Consider the following 20,041-nt stretch of genomic DNA (forward strand, 5'->3'; position numbering starts at 1 on the left):
AATGAGGAACTTGTACCAATCGATGAGGCACCTGGTATGAGCGCAGGTGAAGACGTGGAGGGGATCGAATGATACTGGAATTAAAGGGTATATATAAAGAATATCAGCAGGGTAAAATGAAGGTTCCGGTATTAAAAGATGTGAATTTCTCCATGGAAGAAGGAGAATACGTGGCAATTATGGGACCATCCGGTTCGGGAAAAACTACTCTGATGAACATTATCGGATGTCTGGACAAGCAGACAGAGGGGACTTTTTTTCTGGATGGAGTGGATATTAAGGCGTGTTCGGAGAATGAAATGTCAGATATCCGGCTGAATAAGATAGGGTTTGTTTTTCAGAGTTTTCATCTTCTCCCTAAGCAGAGTGCTCTGGCAAATGTTGAGATGCCATTAAATTATGCGAGAGTACCTAAGAAGGAGAGAAGAGAACGCGCTCTGAAGGCACTTGACAGAGTGGGCCTGGCGGACAGAGTGGATTTTAAGCCAAATCAGCTTTCAGGAGGTCAGATGCAGAGGGTTGCCATTGCCAGGGCGATCGTCAATAACCCGAAACTTCTTCTTGCAGATGAACCTACAGGTGCTCTTGACAGTAAATCCGGTGCGCAGGTTATGGAACTTTTCCAGAGACTGAATGATGAGGGGGTATCTGTATTGATGATCACCCATGATGCGGATATTGCCGCACATGCGAAAAGGGTGGTTACGATCAAAGATGGTATCCTTCAGGAAAAGAGGTGATCTTCATGGGCAAAGTAAAGAAAATCCTCGCAGGAGTGCTTGTGGTGGTAATCGCAGGAAGCGGAATTACAGCGGGATTGATGCAGCTGAAGAAAAACAGCCAGAAAACAGTGGCGGTTACTCCTGTGAGCGGATTACTGCAGGAATTTTATACACCTTCCACCACGCTTGACGGAACCATTACATCCAGTGCAACACAGACAGTAAACGGTGATAAAGACCTGATTATTGATCAGATTTATGTGACAAAGGGAGATGCCGTAAAAAAAGGGGATCCTCTGGTTTCTTTTGATACTACTCTGGTGGAAATGGAACTGAATATAGCAAAGCTGAAAAAACAGAAACTGGAGCAGGATTTAAATAAAGCAGTGAACAGATTGAACAGCCTTCAGAATGGTGGACCTGTAGAGGAAACAGATGCGGGTACAGACGCCGATAACCTGAATTCAAAAACAGGAAAAACTGATAATGATACAGGCGATGATGATATGACACCGGATGATACGTTATCATCCACAGCAGATATGTCCGGCAGTTACCTGGCAACAGCCATGTATCCGTTTTTATTATCTGCTTTTACAGATGGAGATGCAGTGGATAATGCGGGCTCAGACAATTCTTCATCCAAGTCAGATTTACCGGGAGATGATGCTTCAACAGATACCGGAAATACAGGCGGTTCATCAGGTGGAACATCTGCGGATAATGATATTCCGGTATATTCGGATCCCTCAGCGAATGGATTCAGCGACGGAGAGAAGGATGATTTTAATTCAGGAAAAAATGATACACCGGAATTATCACCAACGCCAACGCCAACACTGGATGATCGTACCACATATTTTGATCCTTATTACCGAAAAGGTGATCCGAATATCACTGATGGTGACGAGCCGTTTTATCAGAAACTGGATGCAGATTCTGTTCCGTTTACAGGAAGTGGCACAGAGGACGATCCATATGTATATCTGTGTAGCAGTGCAAAAGAAAAAGTAACAGTAATGGGTTCATTCTTTAATAAACTTGCAGGATACAGTCCTGATGGAACCAAAGTTGTTAATCAGGGTGGTTACTGGTACCGTCTGGAATTTCATCAGAATGATACAATAGCGGACTATGATGATCTGAAAACCTCCTGCACAGGTTATTATCTGGTAAACGGAAGTCTTCTGGAGAAACCGGTATATGAATTTGCAGAGGTGGAATTCACACTGGCAGATGCAGATAAATATGATGAGAATCCGGATGATGGAGGAGATGATAATCCTGGTGGGAATGATGAACCTACCGGAACTCCTGTTTCCAGAGCAGATGCCATCAAGTATCAGAAGAGTAAGATTGCCAGCCTTAAGCTGGATCTTCAGGAAAGCGATATCAAGATATCACAGCTGGAAAAGAAAGCGAATAAAAAGCTTATCACTGCAAAACTGGATGGTACGGTTACTTATGTGGGGGATTCCGGAAGCGGTGAGACAACTGACGGTAAGGCTCTGATCAAGATAAAAAGCAGTGATGGTTTTTATGTTGTAGGTTCTGTGAGTGAACTGATGCTCGATGATTTTAAAGAAGGCACAAAGCTTAACTGTACAAGTTATACCAGCGGATCTTTTGAGGCAGATGTTATGGATGTTTCGGAATATCCTGTAACCGGGAAACAGCTTCTATGGAAGCAGTAATCCAAATGTGTCTTATTATGCATTTACAGCAGTGGTAAGTGACAAGACACTTCAGTTGGAAGATCAGGACTGGGTTACTGTCAATTATGAAGCATCTGCTGCAGAGAACATTATGGTCATTCAGAAAGCTTTTGTCAGAAATGACAATAATAAAAACTATGTGTATAAAGATGATAATGGTATCCTGAAGAAACAGGAGATTTCAGTGGGTGCAGCTGTAGACAGCGGTTACAGTGTGATTGTCAAAGGTGGGCTCAGTGAAGATGATCTGATCGCATTTCCTTATGGAAAAGATGTGAAAGAGGGCGCAAAGACAAAAGAAGTTACTCTGGATCAGATGTATGGATATTAATTGAGAAAGGAGACATTTTATGCTTGAAAATATACGCCTGGCTTTTCAGGGAATATGGTCACATATGATGAGATCCTTCCTGACCATGCTGGGTATCATTATTGGTATTGCATCTATTATTGCAATTGTTTCTACCATCAAGGGAACCAGTGAACAGATTAAGGAAGATCTGATAGGTGCAGGTTCCAATACGGTAAAGATTTATCTGTATGATGGAGATAACCAGTATGATGCGGAATATGGAAATTCTTCAAAAACACCGATTTTGACAGATGATGTAAAAGAAGAAGTAAAAGATTTGGATCATGTTGAGAATGCGACCTTTTATTATAACAGTACCAGCGCATCTATTTATAATAACAATAACAGTCTGGAGGGTGGAAGTGTTTACGGGATTGATGTGAACTATCTGGCTACCTGCGGATATATAATTCAGTCAGGACGGGGATTTGTAAAAGATGACTACAAAAATTACAATAAAGTTGCGCTGATCGATGATAATGCGGCACAGAATCTGTTCCCGTCACAGAACCCAGTAGGGCAGACTGTGGAGATCAATCAGGAACCATATACGATTGTGGGAGTGATCCGGCAGGATGAGAATTATCAGCCGACGATCAACAGTATTGACGAATACTACACTTATTATCAGTCGATTGTAGGAAGTGTAATGATTCCGGACAGCTGCTGGCCGATTTCCTTTAAATTTGATGTTCCTCAGAATGTAATTGTGAAAGCAGACAGCACAGATACCATGAGTTCGGTGGGAAATGCAGCAGCAGATGTGCTGAATAATTTAATTGCAGCCTTAAATACAGACGGAAATACAACCATGAAATACAAAGCCGATAATATTATGGAGCAGGTCAAGAATATGCAGAAACTCAGTGAGAGTACGAATAATCAGCTGATCTGGATTGCAAGTATTTCTCTTCTTGTAGGCGGTATTGGTGTCATGAATATCATGTTGGTTTCTGTTACAGAGCGTACCAAAGAGATTGGATTGAAAAAGGCTATCGGGGCACGTAAGAAGACGATTCTGGGACAGTTTCTGACAGAGGCTTCCGTACTTACCAGTATTGGCGGTATTATCGGAGTAATAACAGGAATCGGGCTGTCGAAAGTGGTGGGAAAGGTTACCGGTTCGCCTACTGCGATCAGTGTGCCATCAATTGTGATCGCAGTATTGTTTTCTACAGTGATAGGCGTGGTATTTGGACTGCTTCCTTCTGTGAAAGCAGCAAATTTAAATCCTATTGATGCGTTGAGAAGTGAATAAACACTGCACAGATAAAACAGACTTGATGTACAATACCTTTGTATATTGAGTCTGTTTTTCTGTAACATTTTTAGTTACTGTTTACTGGTAATATCTTGCAAAGCGTGTTATTGAAAACGAAGTGAACAATAACCATTTTTCTGTGGATTTTAAACAGAAAAACAATCAAATTTGTATAGATGTCAAGAAATGTGCTAAAATTTGTACAAAAAATAAAAAAATATGGAAGTACAAATACAGGTTGTGCTATAATGAAGTATCTCAAAAAGAATTATTTATACAGGAGGAAGTTCGCGGATGGTATCATTTACCTATATCATCAAAGATAAATTTGGAATACATGCAAGGCCCGGACTGCTTCTTGTGCAGGAAGCCGGAAAGCTTACGAGCAATATCACTATTTTTAAAGGAACAGACAGTGGTGATGCGAAGCGGATGTTCTGTGTTATGAATCTTGCAGTAAAACAGGGAGATCAGATAACAGTACATGTGGAAGGCGAGAATGAAGAGGCAGATGCCGAAGTAATGAGAGAGTTTTTGAAAAATAATCTGTAACTGTGAAGATGTCAGACAGTTATGCCATAATCTTTAATAAGGAGAATTGGAGTAATGAGAGTATTAGAAGGTAAGTCCGTATTTTCAGGAATCGCAATTGGAAAGATTTCTATTTTGCAGAAAGCAGACACAAGTGTAAAGCGTACGAAGGTAGAAAATCCGGAGGCAGAGATTACACGTGTGCAGGAAGCAAAAGAGAAAGCAGTTGAACAGCTTCAGAAACTGTATGATAAGGCACTCCGGGAAGTAGGAGAATCAGGTGCTGCTATTTTTGAAGTGCATCAGATGATGTTGGATGATGAGGACTATCTGGATTCTATTGATAACATTATCCGTACGGAGAATGTAAATGCAGAGTATGCAGTAGCAACAACAGGTGATAATTTTGCAGACATGTTTGCGCAGATGGATGATGACTACATGAAAGCAAGAGCGGCAGATGTAAAGGATATTTCAGATCGTCTGGTACGTGTATTATCAGGACACGATGAGGGAGATATGGATGCTGCAGAACCATCTATTATCGTTGCTGAGGATCTGGCTCCAAGTGAAACTGTACAGATGGACAAGAGCAAAGTTCTTGCATTTGTTACAAGGAAAGGTTCTTCCAATTCCCATACAGCAATCCTTGCAAGAACTATGAATATCCCGGCGCTGATCAATATTGAATATGATGACAGCATGGATGGAAAAATGGCAGTTGTAGACGGCAAGACCGGTTCTCTTATTGTGGAACCGGATGCAGATACCCTGAAGAAATATCAGGATCAGAAAGACGAGGAGTTGCGCCAGAGAGCAATGCTCAAAGAATTAAAAGGCAAAACTACAGAGACAAAGAGTGGACATAAGATTCATCTGTACGCAAACATCGGAAGCACAGGCGATGTAGCCAGTGTACTGGCTAATGATGCAGAAGGTATTGGTCTTTTCAGAAGTGAATTCATTTATCTGGAAAAAGATAATTATCCGACAGAGGAAGAGCAGTTCCAGATTTATAAAGCAGTAGCACAGAATATGGCAGGAAAGAAAGTAATCATCCGTACACTGGATATCGGCGCAGACAAGCAGATTGATTACTTTGATATGGCACACGAGGAGAATCCGGCAATGGGTTATCGTGCAATCCGTATCTGCCTGGACAGACCGGAAGTATTTAAGACACAGCTTCGTGCACTGTTCAGAGCAAGTATGTTCGGAAATATCTCCATTATGTATCCGATGATCATCTCTGTAACAGAAGTAAAACAGATCAAGGCTATTGTTGCAGAGGTTAAGAAAGAGCTGACAGAGCAGGGCATTCCGTTTAAAGATGACGTAGAGCAGGGTGTAATGATCGAGACACCGGCTGCAGTTATGATCAGTGATCTTCTTGCAAAAGAAGTTGATTTCTTCAGCATCGGAACTAACGATTTAACACAGTATACACTGGCAATCGACCGTCAGAATGCAAAACTGGATAATATTTATGATTCTCATCATGAAGCTGTACTTCGTATGATCCAGATGGTCATTGATAATGCACATAAAGAGGGAATCTGGGCAGGAATCTGCGGAGAGCTCGGAGCAGATACTACATTGACAGAACGCTTTATACAGATGGGGATTGATGAATTATCTGTATCACCTACATTTGTTCTGCCGGTACGTAAGATTGTAAGGGAACTGGACTGATTCTGGCATAAATATCGCAAAAGAATAGAAACAGGCAGTCAAAATTCCGCATGGGTCAATCTATGCGGGATTTTTTTGCGATAAATTAGCGGTTCCTGATTGTGATACATAAAAAAATATGATAAACTGAACATAGTCTGTAATTTTATGAAAAGATAATTGATACATAAAAAATCTGAAGTGGATCAGAAGCAAAGGAGATATGAATATGGGAAAAATTGCCATTGTCACAGACAGTAACAGCGGCATAACACAGGACCAGGCAAGAGAACTTGGAATCAGCGTAATTCCAATGCCTTTTTATATTAACGAGAAGCTTTATCTTGAAGGAATCACTCTTTCACAGGAAGAGTTTTATGAGAGACTTAAGAATGATGAGGCTATTTCTACTTCACAGCCGGGGCCGGCAGATGTATGCGGACTCTGGAATACATTACTGGAAAAGTATGATGAAGTAGTGCACATTCCAATGTCAAGCGGACTGAGTGCATCCTGCGATACAGCAATGGGACTGGCTCAGGAATATGACGGAAGAGTACATGTAGTAGACAATCAGAGAATTTCTGTTACACAGAGACAATCTGTACTGGATGCCCTCACATTAAGAGATGCGGGCAGAAATGCGACACAGATCAAACAGGTTCTGGAAGAGCAGAAGCTGGATTCCAGTATCTATATTACTCTGGAAACTTTGAAATACCTTAAGAAAGGTGGAAGGATTACTCCTGCAGCAGCAGCAATCGGAACAGTTCTGAACCTGAAACCTGTGCTTCAGATCCAGGGTGAGAAGCTGGATGCATATTCCAAAACAAGAGGCAAGAAGCAGGCAAAACGTGTCATGCTCAAGGCTATGCAGAATGACTGGGAGAACCGTTTCGCAGAATACGTAAAACGTGGCGAAATGTGCCTGCAGTCTGCTTATACAGGAAATCAGGAGGAAGCAGAGGAATTTAAGAAAGAAATTGCCGAAGTATTCCCCGAAATTGAGATTGTGCAGAATCCGTTATCATTAAGTGTTGCATGCCATATCGGACATGGTGCTATTGCAGTTGCATGTTCAAGAAAAGTGGTAGTAGAATAAAACAATCTGAGGAGTTAGGAAAGAATGAAGAAACTTATGGAACAGATGGCGGAAGAACTTTCCGCAGCATTTGAAAAATCCGGATACGACCCATCCTACGGAAAAGTAACCGTATCCAACAGACCGGATCTTTGCGAATTTCAGTGTAACGGTGCTATGGCAGGAGCCAAAGCATACAAGAAGGCACCGTTTATGATCGCTGATGATGTAGTAGCATACTTAAAAGACAGCCAGGTTTTCTCCATGGCAGAAGTAGTAAAACCGGGATTTATCAATTTAAAAGTAAAAGGTGAATTCCTTGCAGATTACTTAAAGGAAATGGCAGCAGACGAGAAACTTTCCGTATCTGCAGCAAAAGAGCCGAAGACGATCATCATCGATTATGGCGGACCAAATGTTGCGAAACCTCTTCATGTAGGACACCTTCGTTCTGCAATCATTGGAGAAAGTATTAAGAGAATCGGTCGCTTTGTAGGACATAAAGTGATCGGTGATGTTCATCTGGGAGACTGGGGTCTTCAGATGGGACTGATCATTACAGAACTGAAACACAGAAAACCGGAGCTGGTTTATTTTGATGATTCTTACACAGGAGAGTATCCGGAGGAAGCACCATTTACGATCAGCGAGCTGGAAGAGATCTATCCATGTGCAAGCGGCAAGTCCAAAGAGGATGAAGCGTACAGAAACGAAGCTCTGGAAGCAACTCATCTTCTTCAGCAGGGCAAACCGGGATACATGGCTCTCTGGAACCATATTATGAACGTATCCGTTACAGACCTGAAGCGCAACTATGACAAATTAAATGTGTCTTTTGATCTCTGGAAAAAGGAATCCGATGCACAGCCATATATTCCCGGAATGGTTGAGGAGATGAAAGAAAAAGGATTCGCCTATGTAGACCAGGGCGCACTTGTAGTAGATGTAAAAGAAGAGAACGATACAAAAGAAATTCCTCCATGTATGCTTCTGAAATCAGACGGAGCTTCTCTTTATACAACTACAGACCTTGCAACAATCGTAGAGCGAATGAAATTATTTAACCCGGATGAGATCTTGTATGTGGTAGACAAACGTCAGGAACTTCACTTTATCCAGGTATTCCGCTGTGCAAGAAAGACCGGGCTTGTAAAAGATGATACAAAACTTTCTTTCCTTGGATTCGGAACCATGAACGGAAAAGACGGAAAACCGTTCAAGACAAGAGAGGGCGGCGTTATGCGTCTGGAAACTCTCATTAAAGACATCAACGAAGAGATGTTTACCAAGATTGTTGAGAATCGCAGCGTGAAAGATAAAGATGCGAAAGAAACTGCAGAGATCGTAGGGCTTTCCGCGATCAAATACGGTGACCTTTCCAATCAGGCTACCAAGGATTACATTTTTGATATTGACAGATTTACATCATTTGAAGGTAATACAGGTCCGTATATCCTTTATACGATCGTTCGTATCAAATCTATTCTGAACCGTTTTGCAGAAGAGGGCGGCAACCTTGAAGCAGGTGCAATCCTTGATCCTGTAAACGACAGCCAGAAGAACCTGATGCTTCAGCTGACAGGTTTCGGTGCAACCGTAGAGAACGCCTTTGAAGAAAAAGCACCGCATAAGATCTGTGCATATATTTACGAAGTATCCAATGCATTCAACAGCTTCTATCATGAGACAAAGATCCTCATCGAAGAGAACGAAGCACAGAAAGCTTCCTTCATCCAGCTGCTGAAACTCACTAAGAAAGTTCTGGAGACATGTATCGATCTTCTTGGATTTTCTGCACCGGACAGAATGTAAAAATAAGATTCATCAATAAATCAACTTGTTGGCACACTAAGCCCTGTTTACATATATTGTAAATGGGGCTTTTCAAAAAGAACGAAGTGTGCTATTCTGTATTTATCTAATCTATACGTGATGAAATTCTTTCATCACATTTTCCATTTTTATTTTAAACGAATTGTGAATATCTGCTTGGTTCAGATAAACTGCGGAGCAGTTATTCGGTTATGAGCAAGTAGCGAATCTGATGATTTTATCTGTTTGACAATTGAACAGGAGGTGAACCAGTGAATTTATCTGGAACTGTATTAAAAGGGCGTTACTGTATTCTGGAGCCTGTTGGAAAAGGCGGTGGAGGGAAAGTTTACCTTGCCAGAGATCTGGAACTGGGCGTTTTGTGGGCGGTAAAAGAAATACCGGTATCCGGCAAAAGTGAAGCACGTATGCTTTTGAAGCTTTCACATCCGTCTCTGCCAAAGATGATAGATTATATAGAGGATAACCGGAAATGTTACCTTGTTATGGAATATGTCAGGGGAAAATCTCTGGGTGAGTATTTAAGAGGCGGAAAACATTTTTCCATAAATGAAATCGTTAAATATGGAATGGAGATTTCAGATGTATTCTCCTATTTTCATGGTCGGAAACCACCGGTTTATTATGGAGATCTGAAGCCTGACAATCTGATGCTGGGTGAGAATGGAAGATTATATCTGATCGATCTGGGCGGTGCTGTAAACGGATATAAATATCACCATAAAGTATGTACAGGCACTGCCGGTTTTGCTGCGCCGGAACAATATGAGGGAAAGATAAATGCAGCAACAGATATTTATACATTTGGAAAAACATTATCTGCCTTATGTGGAAAAACAGATTGTCTGTTATTCATCCGGAACATGTCATTATTCTGGCTTATTTTCAGATGCTGCATGAAGAAACCGGAAATGCGTTATCAAAATATGAAGACTGTACAGAAAAAACTAAGCAGAATCCAGAAGAGACAAAATCAGAGTAAAATTAAAAACATGTTGGTTTTGGCAGGGAGCAGTATTGCTTTTGCAGTAATAACTGTTTTTCTTCTGTTTAGTTCTAATCTGGTATCCGGCTCCAAAACATTTGATTTTTATGAAGAGCTAACTGATATTACAGACCTTTATTATCAGGAAGAATTTCAAAACGGCAGTAAAGCGGACAGGGAAAAAATTTGTGAACAGGCAGATACCGGACTGCGGAAATTACAAAAACAATGCACTGAAAAAGAGGAGTCCAGAAAGATATTACAGATTCTGGCAGTAAACAGTGAGTACCAGGAAAATTATGAAAATGCAGGATTCTACTATGAGCAAATGCTTCTTTATGATGAAACTTACAGAGCCGGATACGGTGAATATGGAATGTTCCTGTTCCGTACCGGGCAAAAGGAAGCCGGTCAGGCACTATGGACAGAATATAAGTCGAAAGAAACAATGTTAGACGATACAGTCAGCAGAAATCTGAGATTGTGGGAAAAGGAGATGACTAAGAGTGAAGAAAAATCATAACAGACTCTGGATTGTGATATCTGTATGTTTATGTCTGTGTCTGACTTCGACTATCTCTGCCATGCAGATGGGAGGTTTTGATATTGATGTAGGAAATGGAGAAAACAGCAGCTGGCAATGGCATGAGGAACAGCAGTGGAATCAGAGCAGTTGGGAGAATACGTGGGAAAATAACCGGCAGACTGGAGACAACACATCAGAAACTCCTGCACAGAACGATCAGACGCAGGACAATGGATATCAGTATGATTCTGATACAGGAAACGGAACACAGGATAATATACAGCAATGGAATGGTGTACAGCAGAATAACACTGACTGGAATAACAGCAGTCAATGGAACAATAATTCTCAGAATAATAATGTCCAGAATAATAATGCCCAGAATAATAACGTTCAGAGTAATAATGCCCGGAATAATAATTCTGCATGGAACGCTCAACCTCAGACAGATAACAATATGCAGATAACATCCCGGACGGATAATGAATCCGCTGTTAAGATATCAGAAAAACCCACCCCAACATCAATACCTGTACCAACACCTAAACCTGCGAAAAATCCGAAGCCGACAAAAACACCCAAATCAACTCAGCCCCCAACTCCTAAGCTGTCAAAAAAGAAAAATAAGAAGAAACAAAATAAAGCAAAGAAAACAGAAAAAGAAAACAAGAATACAGGTAATTCCAAAGTGTTTCAGAATAAAGAAAACCAGGGGGATACTGTTGAATACACGCATGTAAAAGATGAAGCTGTTAAGTTTCATTGCACACAAAATACAGATAGTTTCCATACCCCGCGAATTCAGATAATATCCCGGGGCTCTGTTCAGATTCTTTCTTTTCGGCTTAACAAAACAGAATGTCCCTGGCATTGGGAAGGAGACTGGATCATACCAGATACGGAAGATGAAAATGTAAAAGAAATAGAATTGTTGGTTATCTCTCAAGGCGGAAAGCTGATAAAAATGAATCCCCGGATTTTTTCCTCATAGACGCTTCAGGAAAACAATGCTATAATTTATCATATTATATCAATTTTTCTGAGACAGGAGGAACCTATGTACAAAGTAATTTTGTTTGATTTAGATGGAACATTAACAGAATCCGGAGAGGGTATCACGAAATCTGTTCAGTATGCACTGGAGAGAATTGGAAAGCCTGAACCGGACCTTGAGAAACTGAAGGTTTTCATAGGACCGCCGCTTATGGAGATGTTTATGCAATATGCACAGATTGATGAGGCAACCGCAAAACAGGCGGTGGAAATTTACAGAGAACGCTATTCTGTGACAGGAATCTTTGAAAATGCCGTATATCCGGGAATTGAGAACATGCTGGCACAGTTGGAGAAGAAAGGATATATTCTCGCAGTAGCATCCTCTAAACCGGAAGTATATGTGAGACAGATCCTGGATCATTTTGGACTTACCCGGTACTTCACAGAAATCGGCGGAAGCGAATTGAATGGTCGAAGAACAAACAAGACAGAAGTGATCGAAGATGTTCTGAAACGTCTGAATATGGACAAACACAGAGATCAGGTTATTATGGTTGGAGATAAAGAACATGATGTATACGGAGCACGCAAAGCTGGACTGGAATGCATTGCAGTTTCTTTTGGATATGGAACAGAAGAAGAGCTTAAACAGGCAGAACCTCTGAAAATTGTTGATTCTGCAGAAGGAATCGTAGATTTTTTCGCCTGAGCCCTCTGCGAAAACAAAATATTGTTTTTAAAATCTGGAGGGCAGGATATCCGGTAGGAATCCACTTTATAATCTCACAGATCGTTGCAGGAACTGCGCTGGCAGTATTTGCAAGAACCGCGGCAAACTCAGCTGAGACATATTATAATTACACGATTTTTCTTACCGGCTTAACAGGAATTCTGGCTATGATCCCGGCATTGTATTTTTATCGAAGAGATAAAGTCAGAAGAATTGCCGGCGGTCTGATCCCGGCACAGAAAAAAGTACCGCTTTCCTTACTGGAAATAATTCTTCTGCTTCTGGCAGGAGCCGGACTTGCACAGTATGGAAATTTCCTGATGGCAATTCTTCAGTCATTTATCAACAGCAGTGCCTACCAGGAAAGCATGACCAGAATTACAGAAGGAAAATCACTTCTTATGATGATTTTCTGGATGGGGATTATTGCACCTGCGGCGGAGGAAATGATCTTCCGCTGGTTAATCTATCTGCGTCTGCGTGACTGGCTGAAGATGCCGGTGGCAGCAGTGATTTCCGGGTTGATATTTGGTATCTATCACGGAAATATCGTACAGGGAATTTACGCAAGTATCCTCGGAACTGCATTTGCATGGATACTGGAAATGAGTGGAAATACTTACAGCAGTATGCTGCTCCATATGGGAGCAAACATCTGGTCACTGCTTATCTCAGAATATGCACTGGATTTGTATTCCATGAAATATGGGGTACAGATTCTCATATTGATCTATCTGATTCTGTTGATCAGTGTGGTATATTGCCTTACCCATTTCGAAAAGATGTGCAGTATAAGAAAAAAGAAAAGAATGATATAAAAATAGAGACAAGATAAAGACATCTGCAATTGTGGAATGACAGTACACATGCAGGTGTCTTTGTTATTAGAAAAAAGATTATGTTAAGGCAAAAAGAAAATAATCAGTATACGGAAATTTAGATGTACTGGAAAGAGTAAAACCTAACAGTTTGATTAGGATTCGGAAATAACCTTTTACTGAATTAAACAGAGAATATCTGTTTGACAAATAAGTATTTAGCTATTAAGTACTTGACAGATACAACAGTATTCTGTATTATGAATGTATCAATACAACTAATACACTAAATACACGCATAAAATAAAACAACACATCATGAAACACGTAACAGAAAGGAGGAATCACCAGTGATTGTTTTGGATTATCAGGACAGGCGTCCAATCTATGAACAGGTTACAGATAAATTTCAGATCCTAATCCTGAACGGTGTCCTGCTGCCGGGATCGCAGATGCCGTCAGTAAGGCAGCTTGCCACAGAACTGTCCGTCAATCCCAACACGATCCAGCGTGCATATATGGAGCTGGAGAAACTGGGACTGATCTATCCTGTAAAAGGCAGAGGAAATTTCGTAGCAGACAGCTCTCAGGTACAGAAGATAAACAGAGAGAGCTACCGAAAAGAATTCACAGCACTGATACAGAAAGGCAGAAACACAGGATTCAACAGAGAGGAACTGGAGAAAATGCTTGCGGAAATCTTTGAAAAGGAGGACGAATCATGATAGAGATTAGAAACTGCAGTAAAGCTTTCGGAGAGATCCATGCCATTGACCATGTATTAATGGAAATCGGTGAACGCCAGATTTTCGGACTGGTAGGGACCAACGGTGCAGGAAAGAGCACGCTGCTTCGAATGGCTGCCGGAGTGATAAAGCCGGACGAAGGAGAAATCCTGGTGGATCAGGAACCGGTCTATGAGAATGAAAAGATAAAACAGCAGATATTTTACATTTCAGACGGTGGATATTTTCCACAGGGATATACGGCAGCAGATCTGAAAGATTTCTACAGAGAATATTATCCGGACTTTATGACTGACCGTTACAGTAAATTAATGGACCAGTTTCATCTGGATGAGAAACGCAGGATCAGTTCCTACAGCAAGGGAATGAAGAAACAGCTTCTGGTCATTATGGGAATCAGTGCAGGGACAAAATATCTATTATGCGATGAAACGTTCGATGGACTTGATCCGGTCATGCGTCAGGCAGTAAAGAGTCTGTTTGTGTCTGAAATCATGAATCGGGATTTTACCCCGGTGATCGCATCTCATAATATGAGAGAACTGGAGGACGTGTGTGACCATGTAGGACTCCTGCACAAAGGAGGAATTCTTTTATCCAGAGAACTGGAAGACATGAAATTCCATATCCATAAGATCCAGTGTGTACTGCCGGATCAGACAAAAGAAGAAGCACTTTTGAAAGAATTGGACGTTTTAAAGAAAGAACATCAGGGATCAATTCTGATACTTACTGCAAGAGGGAGCAGAGAAGAAATACTTCAGAAAGTACAGACACAAAATCCAATATTCTGCGAAGTGATTCCATTGACACTGGAGGAGATATTTATCAGCGAAACGGAGGTGGCAGGCTATGAAGTCAAAAACATTTTCTGGTAGATCATTAAGAAGCAGCTTAAAAGGCAGTACCTGGATTCTGGTGCTGTTGTTACTGGGGTTTATGGTTGCATTTCCGGTAGCAGAACTGATGCTGATCGGAAATCAGACGGATGAAATCCACAGGATGACTTTTGTCATGATCTGTTCCTATCTGATAGTTCCAGGCTTTTTGGTTACAATGCTTGCGGCCGTTGTAAATGCCTTGAATGAATTCTGGTATCTTTTTTCCAGAGATAAGATTGATTTTTATCACAGTCTTCCGGTAACAAGAAGCAGGTTCTTTTGGGAAAAAGCAATCAGAGGTCTGGTGCTGTATCTGGTTCCATATGTGATCATGGAACTGATCACAATGGCGATCGCAGTCAGCAAAGGACATGGTAGTCATCTGATCACGGCAGCGGGGAAAATGTTTCTGGAACATTTGCTTATGTATCTGCTGCTGTATTTCGGAGCAGTGTTGGCACTGGCAATTGCGGGAAATATTCTGGCAGGTATTCTGTCATTATGCTGTGTTTACCTTTACGGACCGGTACTGGGCATTCTTTTATGGGTGCTGGAAATGATGTATTTCAGAACGAATATGGGACTTAAAGAGGGAATGGCAGAAAAGATATCTGTTTTTCTTTCACCTGTATCTATTTCCGTGGCATTGCGGACTTATTCAGGACAAAAGAATTTCTGGATCATTATAGTGGGCGGGATACTGCTTCTGATTGTTCTGGCAGTATGTGCATATCTGGCATATACAAAGCGTCCAGCTGAGAAAACAGGAAAATCTTTTGTTTACGGATTTCTGGAACCAATCCTTTTGTTTATGGTCGTAATCCCTGCTGCTCTGGCAATTGGAACGATGTTTGCGCTGATCGGACCGGAAGAGAACAGGACTGGCTGGTGGATATTCGGGCTTGTGCTGGGGACAGTTGTATTTTATGGAATTTTGCAGGTTATTTTTGCAATGGATTTCCGTAAAATGGCAGCACATAAGCTGCAGCTTCTGCTTTTGGGAATATGTGTAGCTGTCAGTGCCTGGATATTACACACAGATGCCATCGGATATGATACAAGAATTCCGACAATGGCAAAAACTGAGGGAATCAGTCTGAATCTGGAGTGGATAGGAACTGAGAGTGTGAATGAACCGCAGATGGAAGTGAGTTCTGGTTCATATAAACTGGACAGACTCTTTTATTTTATGGGCGGAAATTATGGCAGATGGACAGATGCGGGAATGTCAGATAAAATCTATGAAGTGTTAAAAGAAATTGCGTCTTATCAGAACAGTAAGGAGTGCAGCGGAACAGAAATAGGAGTTCAGTTTAAAAAGAAGAGCGGTTTCGATATTACCAGACAATATATAGTGACAGCGGAGCAGCTTGGCAGACTGCTGGAAGCATGCTATGAGCAGGGAACATTAAAAGATAATAAATATGATATTCTGGAAAAATACAGACAGAAAGTGTCTTTTATAACAGTAGATCCTTTAAATGAATTAGATGATCAGTACTCTGTAACACTGGAAAAATCTGACAGTCAGAAGCTGCTAGATCTGCTGAAACAGGATATAGCAGAAGCCTCACCGCAGGAACTTATAGGAATCCCGTGTGGACAGATGGAGCTTTACGCTACTTCCTATGCAGATATGGATGAGCATATTGCACCGGAATCTTATGCAGAAGTAGGAAGATATATTTTCCCGACATTTAAGCGGACACTTGTTTTCCTGAAAGAAAAAGGTTATGCTTTTGTTATGGAAAAAGAAAATCTGAAACAGTACGATTATTCAGTGACATATAATGCAGAAGAAATGGATGTCACAGATCCTGAACAGAAAGAAGAATTAGCCCAGAGCCTGATCCGTGAATTGGAGTGTCCGGCATGGCTGGAAACGGAGGCGGGTGTGAGTGTGAAAGTGGCTCTGAACATTACAGAGTCTGCCGGAGAATCGCTAAACGGAATAGAGTTTGCTGTACTGAAAGCGAAAGAGCCGGAATTTATAAAGAAAATAGTAGAAACTGGCGAGGAAGAAGAATGAAGAAAGCAGTTCGTCTGGACAAGTTCCTGGCAGATGCAGGAGCAGGAACCAGAAGTGAGGTAAAAAAATTTATTCAAAAAGGAAAAGTCCAGGTCAACGGTGTGCCTGCAAAGAAATCGGAGATCAAGGTCAGTGAAGAGGATGAAGTAGTTCTGGACGGAAACAGAATTTCCCAGGCACCGGAATTTGTCTATTATCTTCTGCACAAACCGGCAGGGTATGTTAGTGCCACAGAAGATAAGCGGGACAAAACAGTGATGGAACTTGTAGCATCAGACAGAAAAGGCCTGTTTCCGGTGGGAAGACTGGACAAAGATACGGAAGGACTGCTTCTGATCACAGACGACGGAGCACTGGCGCATGAATTGCTTTCTCCAAAGAAACATGTGGACAAGACCTATTATGCGGTTACAGACGGATGTATGACCAAAGAGGATGTGCAGCACTTCGCAGATGGTCTGGAAATCGGAGAAAAAAATCCCACAATGCCGGCAAAACTGGAGATCCTCAGTACAAGAAAAGTTGAAGAGACAGAACTGGAACAGTACCCGTCAGGATGGTCATCAGAAATTCAGCTTACGATCAAAGAGGGGAAATTCCATCAGGTCAAGCGAATGACAGAAGCAGTAGGAAAGAAAGTCGTCTATCTGAAACGAATTTCCATGGGAGTATTGACATTGCCGGATGATCTCAAAAAAGGCGAATGCCGACAGTTGACTGCAGAAGAAGAAAAGAGATTAAAAGAAAGTGTTGTCACAAAATAAGTAAAATTGTAAGAATACATGGTTGATTGTCCGCTGATATAATGGACATTATAACATGTGTCGGTAAAGTGCAGGAAACTGAGTTTGTCAGAAGCAGATCAGAACCTGGAAGAAACTGTAAAAATAATAAAAAATTTGCAAAAAACCCTCTTTACATGGAGGGTTTTTGTATGCTATACTACAGAAGTTGCGAGTCATGCGCATCTATTGCGCGTGCAAAAATATACACGTTCGGAGATTCCCGCGGATGGTGCCCTGCGGTGTGAGGCTGGGTCCCCAGGAAAAAGAACCGGGCGGAAGAAATTAACCAAAAAGGAGAACAAACATGAGCGTTATTTCAATGAAACAGCTTTTAGAAGCAGGCGTACATTTCGGACATCAGACAAGAAGATGGAACCCTAAAATGGCTCCATACATCTACACAGAGAGAAACGGTATCTACATCATCGACTTACAGCAGTCTGTAGGTATGGTTGACGATGCTTACAATGCAATCGCTGATATCGTAGCAGACGGTGGAAGCATCTTATTCGTAGGAACAAAGAAACAGGCTCAGGATGCTATCAAAACAGAAGCAGAGCGTTGCGGACAGTTCTATGTAAACGAGAGATGGTTAGGTGGTATGCTTACAAATTTCAAAACTATCCAGAGCCGTATTGCAAGACTGAAAGAAATCGAAGCTATGGAAGCTGATGGAACATTTGACGTTCTTCCTAAGAAAGAAGTTATTGAGCTGAAAAAAGAACTTGCAAAATTACAGAAAAACATCGGCGGTATCAAAGAAATGAAGAGACTTCCGGATGCAATCTTCATCGTAGATCCTAAGAAAGAAAGAATCTGCGTACAGGAAGCTCATACATTAGGAATCCCGCTTATCGGTATCTGCGATACAAACTGCGATCCGGAAGAACTGGATTATGTAATTCCGGGTAACGATGATGCAATCCGTGCAGTAAAATTAATCGTTTCCAAAATGGCAGACGCTGTTATCGAAGCAAAACAGGGTACTGCAGATGTAGGCGGTGAAATCGAAGCTGAATCTGAAGAGTTCGCAGCTACAGAAGAATAATTTTTTGAACCAGTACAGGAAAGCCGACAGGCTTTCCTGTCATTGAAAAAGGAAAAGCCCCTCCGGGCGATTTACGAATATTATTCAGGAGGAAAATGAAATGGCTATCACAGCAGCACAGGTAAAAGAATTAAGAGAAATGACCGGCGCCGGAATGATGGATTGTAAGAAAGCTCTTACAGCTACAGAAGGTGATATGGATAAAGCAGTAGAATTCCTTCGCGAAAAAGGTCTTGCTACAGCACAGAAGAAAGCAAGCCGTGTAGCAGCAGAAGGTCTTTGCAAAACTTTAGTTTCCGAAGACGGAAAGAAAGCAGTTGTTGTAGAAGTTAACGCTGAGACAGACTTCGTAGCTAAGAATGAAAAATTCCAGAACTACGTTGCAGATGTAGCAGCTCAGGCTATGAACACAACAGCAGCAGATATCGATGCTTTCCTTGCAGAAGCATGGGCACTTGATACAACTAAGACTGTTAAAGAAGCTCTTGCAGCTCAGATCGCAGTTATCGGCGAGAACATGAACATCAGAAGATTTGCTCAGGTTACAGAAGAGAACGGTTTCGTTGCTTCCTACACACATATGGGCGGTAAGATCGGTGTTCTTGTAGACGTTGAAACAGACGTAGTTAACGATGCTGTTAAAGAAATGGCTAAGAACGTAGCAATGCAGATTGCAGCTCTGAAACCACAGTACACAAGCGATAGCGAAGTAAGCGCAGAATACATTGAGCATGAGAAAGAAATCCTTATGGCTCAGATTCAGAACGATCCGAAAGAATCCCAGAAACCGGCTAAGGTTATCGAAGGAATGATTACAGGTCGTATCAAAAAAGAGCTTAAAGAAATCTGCCTTCTTGACCAGACATACGTTAAAGCTGAAGACGGAAAACAGTCTGTAGCTAAATACGTAGAGCAGGTTGCTAAAGAAAACGGTGCTAAGATCACTGTTAAAGGTTTCGTACGTTACGAGACAGGTGATGGTATCGAAAAGAAAGAAGAGAACTTTGCAGAAGAAGTTGCAAAACAGATGGCACAGTAATCTGGTTTTTGCAGAACTTTAAAAAGAGTCTTAAAACCCTTGAAAATCCAGTATTTTCAAGGGTTTTTCTTATATACACCACTTCATATATTGCATTATAAATTCATGTAACTTTTTAAACGGATTTTCGTAAAATGTTCGTCATGGTTTTCGTAAAACCTGCGTACGAACTTCTTAACGAAAACTTTGCATGATTTTTAAGAAAAATGTGGCGATTTCGGTAGCTAACTATAAAGCAATTTATAATACTTGCAGGAATAGAGGTTCAAATTGCAAAAGGATTTGGGCAGTA

The 20,041-nt window shown here is 41.3% G+C and carries 18 protein-coding genes; all 18 read left to right on the top strand.

The annotated features are described in order from the left end of the window. Positions 1-68: 68 nt before the first annotated feature. The 18 genes from AC075J_RS04765 to tsf all read left to right on the top strand — a co-directional run bounded on the left by AC075J_RS04765 (position 69) and on the right by tsf (position 19,749). Complete coding sequence (locus tag AC075J_RS04765) at positions 69-740, top strand: ABC transporter ATP-binding protein (RefSeq protein ID WP_008703710.1); 672 nt, start codon at positions 69-71, stop codon at positions 738-740. Between the two features lie 5 nt (positions 741-745). Then, entirely contained in the window at positions 746-2,416 is a 1,671-nt protein-coding gene (locus AC075J_RS04770; protein WP_476390086.1) for a hypothetical protein, read from the top strand. 7 nt (positions 2,417-2,423) lie between these two features. Further along, positions 2,424-2,768 carry a hypothetical protein gene (locus AC075J_RS04775; RefSeq protein ID WP_476390087.1) on the top strand — a complete coding sequence of 115 codons (345 nt, stop codon included), beginning with the start codon at positions 2,424-2,426 and terminating at the stop codon, positions 2,766-2,768. A 19-nt stretch (positions 2,769-2,787) separates the two neighbouring features. Further along, complete coding sequence (locus AC075J_RS04780; protein ID WP_008703706.1) at positions 2,788-4,047, top strand: ABC transporter permease; 1,260 nt, start codon at positions 2,788-2,790, stop codon at positions 4,045-4,047. A 297-nt stretch (positions 4,048-4,344) separates the two neighbouring features. Beyond that, positions 4,345-4,602, top strand: a complete 258-nt coding sequence (locus AC075J_RS04785; protein WP_008703704.1) for an HPr family phosphocarrier protein — start codon at positions 4,345-4,347, stop codon at positions 4,600-4,602. Positions 4,603-4,656: 54 nt separating this feature from the next. Then, entirely contained in the window at positions 4,657-6,273 is a 1,617-nt protein-coding gene (gene ptsP, locus AC075J_RS04790; RefSeq protein ID WP_008703702.1) for a phosphoenolpyruvate--protein phosphotransferase, read from the top strand. Between the two features lie 208 nt (positions 6,274-6,481). Continuing rightward, positions 6,482-7,354, top strand: coding sequence for a DegV family protein (locus tag AC075J_RS04795; RefSeq protein WP_008703701.1), 873 nt, complete (start codon positions 6,482-6,484; stop codon positions 7,352-7,354). Between the two features lie 24 nt (positions 7,355-7,378). After that, complete coding sequence (gene argS / locus AC075J_RS04800; protein WP_055058420.1) at positions 7,379-9,145, top strand: arginine--tRNA ligase; 1,767 nt, start codon at positions 7,379-7,381, stop codon at positions 9,143-9,145. A gap of 272 nt (positions 9,146-9,417) precedes the next feature. After that, positions 9,418-10,674, top strand: a complete 1,257-nt coding sequence (locus AC075J_RS04805; protein ID WP_055058421.1) for a serine/threonine protein kinase — start codon at positions 9,418-9,420, stop codon at positions 10,672-10,674. Beyond that, on the top strand, positions 10,658-11,668 hold the full coding sequence (locus AC075J_RS04810) for a hypothetical protein (protein ID WP_022380897.1): 1,011 nt from the start codon (positions 10,658-10,660) through the stop codon (positions 11,666-11,668). Before AC075J_RS04805 ends, AC075J_RS04810 begins: the two co-directional genes overlap by 17 nt. A gap of 66 nt (positions 11,669-11,734) precedes the next feature. Further along, positions 11,735-12,382 carry an HAD-IA family hydrolase gene (locus tag AC075J_RS04815; protein ID WP_022380896.1) on the top strand — a complete coding sequence of 216 codons (648 nt, stop codon included), beginning with the start codon at positions 11,735-11,737 and terminating at the stop codon, positions 12,380-12,382. 188 nt (positions 12,383-12,570) lie between these two features. Continuing rightward, positions 12,571-13,221 (top strand): CPBP family intramembrane glutamic endopeptidase, encoded by a 651-nt coding sequence (locus tag AC075J_RS04820; protein ID WP_055059639.1) that lies wholly within the window; start codon positions 12,571-12,573, stop codon positions 13,219-13,221. A 350-nt stretch (positions 13,222-13,571) separates the two neighbouring features. After that, positions 13,572-13,946, top strand: coding sequence for a GntR family transcriptional regulator (locus AC075J_RS04825; protein ID WP_022380894.1), 375 nt, complete (start codon positions 13,572-13,574; stop codon positions 13,944-13,946). Then, positions 13,943-14,845: an ABC transporter ATP-binding protein gene (locus AC075J_RS04830; protein WP_022380893.1), complete on the top strand. Its 903-nt coding sequence runs from the start codon at positions 13,943-13,945 to the stop codon at positions 14,843-14,845. The genes AC075J_RS04825 and AC075J_RS04830 overlap by 4 nt, the downstream gene beginning before the upstream one ends. Next, complete coding sequence (locus tag AC075J_RS04835) at positions 14,820-16,877, top strand: DUF6449 domain-containing protein (RefSeq protein ID WP_022380892.1); 2,058 nt, start codon at positions 14,820-14,822, stop codon at positions 16,875-16,877. The genes AC075J_RS04830 and AC075J_RS04835 overlap by 26 nt, the downstream gene beginning before the upstream one ends. Continuing rightward, entirely contained in the window at positions 16,874-17,641 is a 768-nt protein-coding gene (locus AC075J_RS04840) for a pseudouridine synthase (protein ID WP_022380891.1), read from the top strand. Before AC075J_RS04835 ends, AC075J_RS04840 begins: the two co-directional genes overlap by 4 nt. A gap of 325 nt (positions 17,642-17,966) precedes the next feature. After that, entirely contained in the window at positions 17,967-18,710 is a 744-nt protein-coding gene (gene rpsB / locus AC075J_RS04845) for a 30S ribosomal protein S2 (RefSeq protein ID WP_022380890.1), read from the top strand. Positions 18,711-18,810: 100 nt separating this feature from the next. Then, on the top strand, positions 18,811-19,749 hold the full coding sequence (tsf, locus tag AC075J_RS04850) for a translation elongation factor Ts (protein WP_008703687.1): 939 nt from the start codon (positions 18,811-18,813) through the stop codon (positions 19,747-19,749). Positions 19,750-20,041 lie beyond the last annotated feature (292 nt).

Source organism: Blautia sp. ZXY-1-C6 (assembly GCF_056339875.1).

What these genes read in the sequence shown, in the direction of transcription:
- AC075J_RS04765 (WP_008703710.1), top strand. Translation starts at nt 69, where the DNA reads ATGATACTGGAATTAAAGGGTATATATAAAGAATATCAGCAGGGTAAA.
- AC075J_RS04770 (WP_476390086.1), top strand. Translation starts at nt 746, where the DNA reads ATGGGCAAAGTAAAGAAAATCCTCGCAGGAGTGCTTGTGGTGGTAATC.
- AC075J_RS04780 (WP_008703706.1), top strand. Translation starts at nt 2,788, where the DNA reads ATGCTTGAAAATATACGCCTGGCTTTTCAGGGAATATGGTCACATATG.
- AC075J_RS04785 (WP_008703704.1), top strand. Translation starts at nt 4,345, where the DNA reads ATGGTATCATTTACCTATATCATCAAAGATAAATTTGGAATACATGCA.
- ptsP (WP_008703702.1), top strand. Translation starts at nt 4,657, where the DNA reads ATGAGAGTATTAGAAGGTAAGTCCGTATTTTCAGGAATCGCAATTGGA.
- AC075J_RS04795 (WP_008703701.1), top strand. Translation starts at nt 6,482, where the DNA reads ATGGGAAAAATTGCCATTGTCACAGACAGTAACAGCGGCATAACACAG.
- argS (WP_055058420.1), top strand. Translation starts at nt 7,379, where the DNA reads ATGAAGAAACTTATGGAACAGATGGCGGAAGAACTTTCCGCAGCATTT.
- AC075J_RS04815 (WP_022380896.1), top strand. Translation starts at nt 11,735, where the DNA reads ATGTACAAAGTAATTTTGTTTGATTTAGATGGAACATTAACAGAATCC.
- AC075J_RS04820 (WP_055059639.1), top strand. Translation starts at nt 12,571, where the DNA reads ATGATCCCGGCATTGTATTTTTATCGAAGAGATAAAGTCAGAAGAATT.
- AC075J_RS04830 (WP_022380893.1), top strand. Translation starts at nt 13,943, where the DNA reads ATGATAGAGATTAGAAACTGCAGTAAAGCTTTCGGAGAGATCCATGCC.
- AC075J_RS04835 (WP_022380892.1), top strand. Translation starts at nt 14,820, where the DNA reads ATGAAGTCAAAAACATTTTCTGGTAGATCATTAAGAAGCAGCTTAAAA.
- AC075J_RS04840 (WP_022380891.1), top strand. Translation starts at nt 16,874, where the DNA reads ATGAAGAAAGCAGTTCGTCTGGACAAGTTCCTGGCAGATGCAGGAGCA.
- rpsB (WP_022380890.1), top strand. Translation starts at nt 17,967, where the DNA reads ATGAGCGTTATTTCAATGAAACAGCTTTTAGAAGCAGGCGTACATTTC.
- tsf (WP_008703687.1), top strand. Translation starts at nt 18,811, where the DNA reads ATGGCTATCACAGCAGCACAGGTAAAAGAATTAAGAGAAATGACCGGC.